This window comes from Alistipes sp. CAG:29, from assembly GCF_000435435.1.
Taxonomy (GTDB): domain Bacteria; phylum Bacteroidota; class Bacteroidia; order Bacteroidales; family Rikenellaceae; genus Alistipes; species Alistipes onderdonkii.
The window spans coordinates 34384-45576 of the sequence record NZ_FR893504.1; the positions used below are offsets into that span (position 1 = coordinate 34384).

Annotated in this window: 8 protein-coding genes and 1 tRNA gene; 8 read left to right on the top strand and 1 reads right to left on the bottom strand. The window is 58.2% G+C overall.

Annotated features, from left to right (window positions below; all coding sequences use genetic code 11):
- Positions 1-106 precede the first annotated feature (106 nt).
- The 3 genes from lepA (at position 107) to QVP03_RS11920 (ending at position 3955) form a co-directional block, all read left to right on the top strand.
- Positions 107-1897 (top strand): translation elongation factor 4, encoded by a 1791-nt coding sequence (gene lepA, locus QVP03_RS11910; RefSeq protein ID WP_022333634.1) that lies wholly within the window; start codon positions 107-109, stop codon positions 1895-1897.
- Between the two features lie 13 nt (positions 1898-1910).
- Positions 1911-3818, top strand: coding sequence for an AMP-dependent synthetase/ligase (locus tag QVP03_RS11915; RefSeq protein ID WP_022333635.1), 1908 nt, complete (start codon positions 1911-1913; stop codon positions 3816-3818).
- Positions 3819-3883: 65 nt separating this feature from the next.
- Positions 3884-3955, top strand: a tRNA-Gly gene (locus QVP03_RS11920).
- A 181-nt stretch (positions 3956-4136) separates the two neighbouring features.
- On the opposite strand, the gene QVP03_RS11925 is transcribed toward QVP03_RS11920, so the two are convergent.
- Entirely contained in the window at positions 4137-4703 is a 567-nt protein-coding gene (locus tag QVP03_RS11925) for a DUF4251 domain-containing protein (protein ID WP_022333636.1), read from the bottom strand.
- A gap of 343 nt (positions 4704-5046) precedes the next feature.
- Here QVP03_RS11925 and QVP03_RS11930 point away from each other — a divergent pair, with 343 nt between their 5' ends.
- The 5 genes from QVP03_RS11930 to QVP03_RS11950 all read left to right on the top strand — a co-directional run bounded on the left by QVP03_RS11930 (position 5047) and on the right by QVP03_RS11950 (position 11044).
- Positions 5047-6174: an acyltransferase family protein gene (locus tag QVP03_RS11930; RefSeq protein ID WP_022333637.1), complete on the top strand. Its 1128-nt coding sequence runs from the start codon at positions 5047-5049 to the stop codon at positions 6172-6174.
- 342 nt (positions 6175-6516) lie between these two features.
- Complete coding sequence (gene glpK, locus QVP03_RS11935; RefSeq protein WP_022333638.1) at positions 6517-8010, top strand: glycerol kinase GlpK; 1494 nt, start codon at positions 6517-6519, stop codon at positions 8008-8010.
- A gap of 12 nt (positions 8011-8022) precedes the next feature.
- A complete protein-coding gene (locus QVP03_RS11940; protein WP_022333639.1) occupies positions 8023-8766 on the top strand; it encodes an MIP/aquaporin family protein in 744 nt (247 codons plus the stop codon).
- A gap of 455 nt (positions 8767-9221) precedes the next feature.
- A complete protein-coding gene (locus QVP03_RS11945; protein ID WP_288210804.1) occupies positions 9222-10130 on the top strand; it encodes a tyrosine-type recombinase/integrase in 909 nt (302 codons plus the stop codon).
- A 422-nt stretch (positions 10131-10552) separates the two neighbouring features.
- Complete coding sequence (locus QVP03_RS11950; RefSeq protein WP_022333642.1) at positions 10553-11044, top strand: hypothetical protein; 492 nt, start codon at positions 10553-10555, stop codon at positions 11042-11044.
- The last annotated feature ends 149 nt before the right edge of the window (positions 11045-11193 follow it).

Consider the following 11193-nt stretch of genomic DNA (forward strand, 5'->3'; position numbering starts at 1 on the left):
CAAAGATAGGAAAAATTCCGCTCCGGCGCATTTGCGGCCCGAGGGCGACCGCACCTTCCGTAAATCCAAAATATTTCGTATATTTGCACACATTTTTATGCGATTTATGAAAAACATCCGCAACTTCTGCATCATAGCCCACATCGACCACGGCAAGAGCACGCTGGCAGACCGCCTGCTCGAAAAAACCAACACCCTGAATCAGCGCGAAATGCAGGCGCAGGTGCTCGACGACATGGATCTCGAACGCGAAAAGGGCATTACGATCAAGAGCCACGCGATACAGATGGAATACACCGCCCGCGACGGGCAGCAATATACGCTCAACCTGATCGACACCCCGGGACACGTTGACTTCTCGTACGAAGTGTCGCGCGCCATCGCCTCGTGCGAAGGCGCGTTGTTGGTCGTCGACGCCACGCAGGGCATTCAGGCGCAGACCATATCGAACCTCTACCTGGCCGTGGGGCACGACCTGGAAATCATCCCCGTGCTGAACAAGATCGATATGGATTCGGCCATGATCGACGAGGTGAAAGACCAGGTGATCGACCTGATCGGCTGCAAGGACGAGGATATCCTGCTGGCCTCGGGCAAGACGGGGCTCGGCGTGGAAGAGGTGCTGGAGGCCATCGTGGGGCGCATACCGGCGCCGCAGGGCGACGAGAACGCCCCGTTGCAGGCGCTGATCTTCGACTCGGTGTTCAACCCCTTCCGCGGCATCATCGCCTATTACCGCGTATTCAACGGCACGCTCCGCAAGGGCGACCACGTGAAGTTCTTCAATACGGGCAGCCAGTACGACGCCGACGAGGTGGGCGTGCTGAAACTCAAGATGCAGCCCCGCACGGAGATCAGGGCGGGCGACGTGGGGTATATCTGCTCGGGCATCAAGACCTCGTCGGACGTCAAGGTGGGCGACACGATCACCTCGGTGACCGCCCCGGCAAAGGAAGCCATCGCGGGCTTCGAGGACGTGAAGCCGATGGTCTTCGCGGGCGTCTACCCCGTGGAGGCCGACCAGTACGAAGATCTGCGCGCCTCGCTCGAAAAACTGCAGCTCAACGACGCCTCGCTGACGTTCGAGCCCGAAAGCTCGCTGGCGCTCGGCTTCGGGTTCCGCTGCGGGTTCCTCGGACTGCTGCACATGGAGATCATCCAGGAGCGGCTCTACCGCGAGTTCGACATGGACGTAATCACCACCGTGCCCAACGTCTCGTACCGCATCACCACGACGCAGGGCGACGTGGTGGAGGTGCACAACCCCTCGGGGCTGCCCGAGGTGACGAAGATCGCCAAAATCGAGGAACCCTATATCCTGGCGCAGATCATCACCAAGGCGGAATTCCTGGGCAACGTCATCAAGCTCTGCATCGACAAGCGCGGCGTGATGAAGAACCAGACCTTCATCACGCAGGATCGCGTGGAGGTGAATTTCGACATGCCCCTCTCGGAGATTGTTTTCGACTTCTACGACAAGCTCAAAAGCATTTCGAAAGGCTATGCCTCGTTCGACTACCACCGCACGGGCTACCAGCCTTCGAAGCTCGTCAAGCTGGACATCCTGCTCAACGGCGAGCCGGTCGACGCGCTCTCGTCGCTGACCTATACCGACCATGCCTATGATTTCGGACGCAAAATGTGCGAGAAACTCAAGGAGCTGATCCCGCGCCAGCAGTTCGACATCGCCATACAGGCCGCGATCGGCGCCAAGATCATCGCCCGCGAAACGGTGAAGGCCGTGCGCAAGGACGTGACGGCCAAGTGTTACGGCGGCGACATATCACGCAAGCGCAAGCTGCTCGAAAAACAGAAGAAAGGCAAGAAACGCATGCGCCAGATAGGCAACGTGGAGGTGCCGCAGTCGGCATTCCTCGCCGTATTGAAAATGGATTAACCGGGAACAGACCATGAAGAAGACCATCATCGACCTTTTCGAGGACTCCGTCGTAAAGTACGGGGCAAAGACATTCGTGCTGGAGAAAAAACACAGGGCATTCGAACCCACGACCTACGCCGAGACCAAGGAGCAGGCGCTCGAGATCGGCGCGGGGCTGGCCGCGGCGGGCATACGCCCCGGGGACAAAGTGGCGATACTCTCGGAGGGGTGCAATGCATGGATCACTTCGGAACTGGGCGTCTTCTATGCCGGGGCGGTCAGCGTGCCGCTGTCGGTGAAACTCGAAGAGTCGAACGACCTGCTGTTCCGTATGCGCCATGCCGAAGTCAGGGCGCTGTTCGTATCGAAATACCAGCTCTCCAAGATCCGGCGCATACGCGCGGAGCTGCCGCAGGTGGAGCATATCATCGTCATCGGGCATATTCCGCTCGAAGCAGGCGAGACGGCGCTCGGGACGCTCCGGCGCATGGGCCGCGACTACCTGGCGGCAAACAGGGAGGAGTTCCTCGCAATCGGCCGTTCGATCCGCAACGACGACTACGCGACGATCACCTACACGTCGGGCACCACGGCCGACCCGAAAGGCGTCGTGCTGACGCACCGCAACTATACGGCCAACGTCGAACAGTCGCTCTCGCGCATCGACATCCCGCCATACTACCGGACGCTCATCATCCTGCCGCTGGACCACTGCTTCGCGCATGTCGTGGGGTTTTATATCATGATCGCATGCGGGGCGACGGTCGCAACCGTGCAGGTGGGCGCCACGCCGATGGAAACGCTGAAGAACATCCCGCAGAACATCCGCGAGGTGCGGCCGCATTTCCTGCTGTCGGTGCCGGCGCTGGCCAAGAATTTCCGCAAGAACATAGAGTCTTCGATCCGCGCCAAGGGGCGTTTCACGGAACGGCTCTTCAATTTCGCGCTCCGCACGGCCTATGTCTACAACAGGGACGGGTACAGCAAGGGACACGGCTGGCGCATAGTGCTCTGGCCGCTGGTAAAACTCTTCGACGCGGCGCTGTTCCGCAAGGTGCGGGAAGCGTTCGGCGGGAGCCTCAGGTTCTTCGTGGGCGGCGGCGCGCTGCTCGACGCGGAGCTGCAGCGGTTCTACTACGCCATCGGTATCCCGATGTTCCAGGGTTACGGCCTCTCGGAAGCGACACCCGTCATCTCGACCAACTCGCCCAAGTACCACTGGCACCGGTTCGGGTCGTCGGGCAAGATACTGATCCCGCTCGACCTGAAGATCGTCGACGAAACGGGACGGGAGCTTCCCCGCGGACAGAAAGGCGAGATCGTGATCCGCGGCGAGAACGTCATGGCCGGATACTGGAAAAACCCCGAGGCGACGGCCGACACCCTGCGCAACGGATGGCTGCACACGGGCGACATGGGGTATGTCTCGGAAGACGATTTCCTCTATGTGCTGGGGCGTTTCAAGAGCCTGCTGATCGCCAGCGACGGCGAGAAATACAGTCCCGAAGGCATGGAAGAGGCGATCGTGGACAAGTCGCCCTACATCGACCAGATCATCGTACACAACAACCAGAGCCCGTTTACGGGCGCCATCGTCGTGCCGAACCGCGAGGCCTTGCGGCGCGAACTGGACAGCCGCGGGGTAGCGGCCGAAAAACGGGCGGAGACCGCGGCGGCGATCCTCGGCGGCGAAATAGACCGTTACCGTGCGGGCGGCATCTTCGGCGGGGAGTTCCCCGAACGGTGGCTGCCGGCGGGGCTGGCGATCGTAGACGAGCCTTTCACCGAACAAAACGGATTGGTAAACAGCACGATGAAGGTCGTACGCAACAAGGTCGAAGAACACTTCCGCGACAGGCTGGAATACCTCTATACACCCGAGGGGCGCGACCTGAAAAATCCGAAAAACCTGGCATCGCTGAAAAAAATTGTCGATTGATGTGAATTTGATACCCGGAAAACTTGAAAAATAAAAAAAAGCGGAGTATATTTGTACTCCGAAATGCGGGAGTAGCTCAGTGGTAGAGCATCAGCTTCCCAAGCTGAGGGTCGCGGGTTCGACCCCCGTTTCCCGCTCAGAAGAGGCCTCAAGGGGTCTCTTTTTTTGTGCACGGCGCCACGGCACAGCATGAGGCTGTCCTGCGAGTAGCCCAAAACAAAAATCCCCCCCCGTCCGCAGCATGTTCGGACGGGGGTGAAGCCGTAAATCGGGGACTTGTTACGCAGTCCCGTTCAATGGCAAGGCAATGTCGGCCTGTCAGAAAGTGCGGCCCTGGAAAATATTACCCTCGGAGAGCGGCAGGAGTTCGCCCCGCAGCGTGATGCGCCGCGAGTTGAAATTGGGCGAGATGTCCACGCTGGCCTGGTTGCCCCCGTTGGGAAGGTTGATATAGACCTGTGCGGAAATCCCCGTGCCGATGACGTTCATCGACACACGGATGTTCCCCTTCTTGTCCACGCTCTGCCTGTAATCCGAGGTGCTGCCCGAGACCGTTACGCCGCCAAGGCCGTTGGGGCCGCTCACAGGGATGTCGAAAGCCACCTGCACGACGGCCTTGTCGCCCTGCACGGCGACGAAATTGGTATTGGACGAAACCTGCGCCGTCGAACCCGACTTGAAGCTCACCTGGTCGGCTTCGAGTACGAACTCCTTGGCCTCGATAGCCTTCCTGGCCTCCTCGAAAGCGAGCCGGTCGCGTGCGTCCTGTTCGGCCTTCATCTGCTTGCGGGCCATTTTCCTGGAATTCGCGTCCTGCGACTGGGCATAGCCCGTACCGGCACCGGCAAGCAGGATTGCAACGGTTAAAATCATTAGCCTTTTCATATCCGTTCTGTTTTAATCTATTCTATCTCATATACAATAGCGTTGCCGGAGTCGGATTTATTATATAAAAAGTCGATTTTATTGCCGGGACAACGGGCGGGAGTGCCGCCGGGGGCTGAAACCACATGCCGCAAAACCTCGCTGCCACCCGTCCGTTGGCGGCGGCAAGTACAACAGAGGCGGCAGAGGCGGCAAGGGCGGCAAGGGCAACAGAGGCGGCAAGGGCGGCAAGGGCGGCAAGGGCGGCGACAGGGACAGTGGATTATGCCCGAAGCGATTATTTGATTATCTTTGCCCGGTCTGCCGGGAGTTTCGGCAGGCGCGAACTACTAAACACAAACCGATGTCAACGATTTCGGCGGCGGCATTTGCGGACACGAAGCCGCATTACGACATACTCGACGGATTGCGCGGAATTGCGGCGCTGACCGTCGTGTGGTTCCATATTTTCGAAGCCTTTGCGACCAGCCACCTGGATCAGAGGATCAACCACGGCTATCTGGCCGTCGATTTCTTCTTCATACTCTCGGGGTTCGTAATCGGGTACGCCTATGACGACCGCTGGAAAAAGATGACGGTCACGGAGTTCCTCAAGCGCAGGCTCATCCGCCTGCATCCCATGGTCGTGATCGGTGCCGTGATCGGTGCCGTCATGTTCTATTTCCAGGGCTGCTCCGTCTGGGACGTGACCAAAGTCACGGTGCCGATGCTGCTGGCGGCGACGCTGATGAACGCCTGCCTGATTCCGGCAAGCCCCGGCACGGAAATCCGGGGGCTGGGCGAGATGTACCCGCTCAACGGCCCGAGCTGGTCGCTGTTTTTCGAGTACGCCGGAAATATCCTGTACGCCTTCTTCATCCGCAAACTTTCGACCGGGGCACTTTCCGTCGTGGTTTTCCTGGCCGGGTGCGGGCTGGCGGCATTCGCCGTCTGGGGGCCGCTGGGCGACATCTGCGTCGGGTTCGCCATGACCGAAGAAAATATGATCGGCGGTTCGCTGCGCCTGATGTTCGCGTTCTCGGCCGGTCTACTGCTCTCGCGCGTATTCAAACCCGTGCATATCCGGGGCGCCTTCTGGATATGCGGCCTGTGCGTCGTCGCCCTGCTGTCGGTTCCGCGCATCGGCGGCAGTGAGAATTTGTGGATGAACGGACTGTACGATACATTCTGCGCCGTCGTCGCCTTCCCCCTGCTGGTTTTTCTCGGGGCGTCGGGCAAGACCACCGACAAAGTCACCGCCCGGGTGTGCAAATTCCTGGGGGACATATCCTATCCCCTCTACATGGTGCACTATCCCTTCATATACCTCTACTACGCCTGGGTCAAGAACGGCGACCTCACGTTCCGGGAGTCGCTGCCAGGTGCCCTGGCACTTTTCTTCGGTTCGGTAATCCTGGCATGGCTGTGCCTGAGGCTGTACGACGAACCGGTGCGCAAATTTCTGTCGAAGCATCTGCTGCGGAAGGGATAGCCCAGCAAGCGCCCCGGCCGGGAGCCCTCCCGCAACGCCGGGGAATTCCCCGCAAAGCCACCGGGTTTTGCGGGGATTATATATGTATATTAGGTACACGGCGGACGGGAGAGGGCGGCAAGGCGACACGAGAAAGCGTACGGGAAAAGGCGACAGAAGAAGGCGGACGGGAGAGGAGGGTAGGGAACGCCCCACGGAAGGTTTCGAAAAAAAACTTGTCACTTTCGTTTCGAATCCCGGATATTTTTTATAGATTTGTAAAGGCCGCCGCAGGGTAGTCCCCGGCACGGGAACGGAATGCGGACAAAAGCGGCAACGACGCATCTATAACAACTCGAATATATGGAACAGTACATTTTGTCATTGGATCAGGGGACGAGCAGTTCCCGTGCGATCGTATTCGACCGGAAAGGGCAGATATGCTCGATGGCACAGCGGGAATTCACGCAGATATTCCCCAAGCCGGGATGGGTGGAACACAACCCGCACGAGATATGGTCGTCGCAGGCTTCGGTGATCGCCGAGGCGATCGCGGCCATCGACATCAACGGCCTGAACATCGCGGGCATCGGCATCACCAACCAGCGGGAGACCACGATCGTGTGGGATTCGGAGACCGAAGAGCCGGTCTACAACGCCATCGTCTGGCAGGATCGCCGCACCTCGGAGTACTGTGACCGGCTGAAGGCCGAGGGGCAGACCGAATTCATCCGCGAAAGGACGGGGTTGATCGTCGACGCCTATTTCAGCGCCACGAAGATCAAATGGATTCTGGACAACGTGGCGGGGGCGAGAGAGCGGGCCGAGAAGGGCAAACTGATGTTCGGCACGGTCGACTCGTGGCTCATCTGGCGCCTCACGCGCGGCGAGGTGCACGTGACGGACGTGAGCAACGCCTCGCGCACGATGCTCTTCAACATCCATACGCTGCAATGGGACGAGGAGCTGCTGAGGCTGTTCGGCATCCCCGCTTCGATGATGCCCCAGGTGAAGTCGTCGAGCGAGGTATACGGCGCGACGAAGACCACGATCTTCGCCCACAAGGTACCCATCGCGGGCATCGCGGGCGACCAGCAGGCAGCGCTGTTCGGGCAGATGTGCGTCGAGCCCGGGTCGGTGAAAAACACCTACGGCACGGGGTGCTTCCTGCTGATGAACAGCGGGGAAAAGCCCATCACATCGTCGAACAACCTGCTGACGACCATCGCATGGAAGATCGGCGACAAGGTCGACTACGCGCTCGAAGGGAGCATCTTCGTCGGCGGGTCGGTCGTGCAGTGGCTGCGCGACGGGCTGGGGATCATCCGCTCGTCGTCCGAAGTCGAAGCCCTGGCCGCTTCGGTACCCGACACCAACGGCGTCTATTTCGTGCCGGCGCTCACGGGGCTGGCAGCCCCGTACTGGGATCAGTATGCCCGGGGAGCCATCAGCGGCATCAGCCGCGGCACGACGGCCGCGCATATCGCCCGCGCGGCGCTGGAGGGGATCGCCTACCAGACGCTGGACATCGTGGGCGCCATGCAGCGCGACTCGGGCATCACGCTCCGGGAGCTGAAGGTCGACGGCGGCGCGGCGCGCAACAACCTGCTGATGCAGTTCCAGTCCGACCTGCTGGACACGCGCGTCATACGCCCGGGCGTGACGGAAACCACGGCGCTGGGTGCGGCTTACCTGGCCGGACTGGCCGTAGGCTACTGGGGAAGCATCGACGAAATCCGGCAGCAATGGCAGGCGGAGCACGTATTCGAACCCACGGCCGACCGCTCGCAGATCGGGAAGGCCGTCGCAGGGTGGGAAGACGCCGTACGCAGGGTACTGCGCAACAGCAAAGACTAAAATACCGGGATTATGGAAATCACACTGTTTACCAAGTGCCTGTTCGAATTCATCGGGACACTGGTGCTCGTACTGCTGGGCGACGGGGTCGTCGCATCGACGGTACTGAAACAATCGAAAGGTTTTAACGGCGGATGGGCCGTAATCACAATCGCGTGGGGCCTGGCCGTGATGTGCGGCGTGCTGATCGCGGGCCCCTATTCGGGGGCACATCTCAACCCCGCGGTCTCGGTCGGGCTGGCCGTGGCGGGGTCGTTCCCGTGGGCGTTCGTGCCCGGGTACATCGCGGCACAGCTGCTGGGCGGCTTCTGCGGGGCCGTACTGGTCTATGTCTATTACAAAGACCACTTCGACGCCACGGACGACCCGGCGACCAAGCTCGGCGTATTCTGCACCATGCCCGCGATCATGGACAAGCCGCGCAACCTCTTCTGCGAATTCCTCGGCACGTTCCTGCTGGTGTTCGTGATCCTGGCCATCGGCAACGAACAGAACACCCCTGAAATCGGGATGGGAAGCCTCGGAAGCCTGCCCGTGACGATGCTCATCATGGCCATCGGCATGTCGCTGGGCGGCACGACGGGCTATGCCATCAACCCGGCGCGCGACCTGCCTCCGCGTGTGGCCCACAGCATCCTGCCCATCAGGGGGAAGGGCACGAGCGGGTGGGGTTACAGCTGGGTACCCGTAACGGGGCCCGTACTGGGCGCACTCGCCGCAGGGCTGATTTACGGATGCGTCTATATGTGCGGCTGACGGCAGCAGCCCCCATACCTCCTCCATGGCCGCTCCTGACAGGGGAGCGGCTTTTTCGTATCCGGCAGGAAGCGGGGAGGGGAGGCCGAAAGCGAATAATCATCATAAACCGTTACCGTGCCGGACATGACCGCGACGGAAACCGGTTTCCGGGGTGAATATTTCATTTAGTCCGCTAAATTTCAGATAAATAAAACAGGAGATGGATCCGGAGGCAAATCCGGGCATTAAATATTGCATTATCAGTATATTATATATAAATGACAGTCCCTGCAAATACGCTTCAAAGGCCACTAAAGCACACAATATCATCGACATAAATGCGGATAATTGGCTATAATTTTGTATCTTTGCACCCAGTGACCAACTCTTCTTATTAAATTTACTTGATTATGTATTCGCCAGATTCCGCCTTTACGGGGCGGCATCCGGTTGTCGGGCCATACCCGGCCAGGATGACACGCACCCGTAATTATGAATTCGACTTCATGTCGTGTTTCTCGAAACACATCTCCGACTACGAGAAAGCCGGGCGCAAAGGCTCGGCTGCGAACTACCGGTCGTCATACAGGCTGCTGCTGAGTTTCCTCGACGGCCAGCACCTGACGTCGCAACACCTCTCGGCCCGCTGGGTAGAGCGTTACGAACGCTGGCTCCGGGCGCGGGGCGTGACAACCAACACGGTGACGTTCCACCTGCGCAACCTGAGGGCGGTTTACAACCGTTCCGTGAAAAAACGGTTCATACCGGCCTCGTTCCCCAATCCCTTCTTCCACCTGACCGTCAGGCAGACCGTAACGCGCAAACGGGCGCTCTCACGCGAAACCATCAAACGGATATGCACGGCCGACCTCTCGGCGCTGCATCCCAAGTACTCCCTCGCACGCGACATCTTCATGTTCAGTTTCTTCACCCGCGGCATGTCGTTCGTAGATATGGTCTCCCTGCGCAACAGCGACATCCATGACGGCGTATTGACCTATGCACGCCACAAAACGGGGCAGATGCTCTCGATGCGCATCGAGCCGCAGCTGCAGCACATCATCGACCGTTATAGCAATGCTTCGCCCTATATACTCCCCGTACTGGCAAAAGACGACAGCTATGACAATTACCGCCAGCAGCAGCGCGAGCTGAATAAATTTATCCGAAAAATCGGAGTCCTGCTCAATATCCCGGAACCGCTGACATTCTATGTCGCACGACACTCATGGGCAACTCTGGCCCGTGATTGCGGCACACCGCTCACGGTGATCAGCGCCGGGATGGGACACACGTCCGAACGGACGACGCGCATCTATCTCGCACAACTCGACCACAACATCATCGACAAAGCCAATCGAAAAATCATCGACTTGCAGTAAAAGACGGTTTCGTATAATATCCGGATTTTTTGGTTAGGACGAAAGGAAACAGGCAATAAAAAAAATCAAGACCCATTATTACCAATAATGGGTCACGAAATCGTAATAAGTTGTATTATAGACGTTTCAATTCACCTGCAAAAATAGAATTAATTATATTCATAACCAAATTTTTCAGGAGGAAAAAACGCATATCTCAGCGTAAGATACTGTAAACAAGAATCTTGTATCGTTTTATTTTTATTTTTATTCCGGACAGACCGAAAATGTCCTGACAGCCCCCGCCATGCCTTCGGGAAAGTGTCCAAACAGCGTATTTACCGACTGGTAACCAAGCACATACGCCAAAGGAGACCCATTATTGGTAATAATGGGTCACGAAAAACACATACAAATCACTGATTAATAATAATTTACATTCGATGTTTTCCGCAAGAATCCTGTGGGCGGTAAAGATACTGCTCGTACTGCACAAGGCGTCGGAAGCAGGGACTCCCCTGATGAAAGGCCGCGAATTGCAGGCTGCATGTGTGGGCCCCGATGCGGACACCTATATATATTGCCGTACTTTACGGGAACTGGCGGCCAAAACGGACTACCTGATTTGCGTATTCCAGTCGGGAAGAACCTTCTACCAATGGAACCCGAACCACCGCCCGACGCTGTACGACCTGATCTGCAGGCTGGACGGAGGCATGCATGAAGTCTCGCACACCTTCTGGACATACGAAAATACACGCACGATGCAGCCCCTCCAGAAAGTGTGCAAGGAGTACGACAACCTCATACAAACCTATTTATCAGAAATATACATAGAAGAATTGGAATCACCCGCCCTGTTCAGGCAAAGCCGGTTCCGGTTGCCGCAGGCAACGCCCCAGGTCACGGGGGACACAGGAACAGGCTCGCTTTAGCCCTCTCTCGTCAGCGAACAAAAACACATTCATGGAAAAACAAACAATCACCGATCATACAGAATCCGGCAAAAATTAAATGGAAACAACGATACCAGCCGATTTCATCCTGTCGCTACTGGCAATCGCCGCCTCGGCATTGGCGGGGG

Bases quoted from the DNA above. Each gene is read 5' to 3' on its own strand.
- lepA (WP_022333634.1), top strand. From the start codon at position 107: ATGAAAAACATCCGCAACTTCTGCATCATAGCCCACATCGACCACGGC.
- QVP03_RS11915 (WP_022333635.1), top strand. From the start codon at position 1,911: ATGAAGAAGACCATCATCGACCTTTTCGAGGACTCCGTCGTAAAGTAC.
- QVP03_RS11925 (WP_022333636.1), bottom strand. From the start codon at position 4,703: ATGAAAAGGCTAATGATTTTAACCGTTGCAATCCTGCTTGCCGGTGCC.
- QVP03_RS11930 (WP_022333637.1), top strand. From the start codon at position 5,047: ATGTCAACGATTTCGGCGGCGGCATTTGCGGACACGAAGCCGCATTAC.
- glpK (WP_022333638.1), top strand. From the start codon at position 6,517: ATGGAACAGTACATTTTGTCATTGGATCAGGGGACGAGCAGTTCCCGT.
- QVP03_RS11940 (WP_022333639.1), top strand. From the start codon at position 8,023: ATGGAAATCACACTGTTTACCAAGTGCCTGTTCGAATTCATCGGGACA.
- QVP03_RS11945 (WP_288210804.1), top strand. From the start codon at position 9,222: ATGACACGCACCCGTAATTATGAATTCGACTTCATGTCGTGTTTCTCG.
- QVP03_RS11950 (WP_022333642.1), top strand. From the start codon at position 10,553: ATGTTTTCCGCAAGAATCCTGTGGGCGGTAAAGATACTGCTCGTACTG.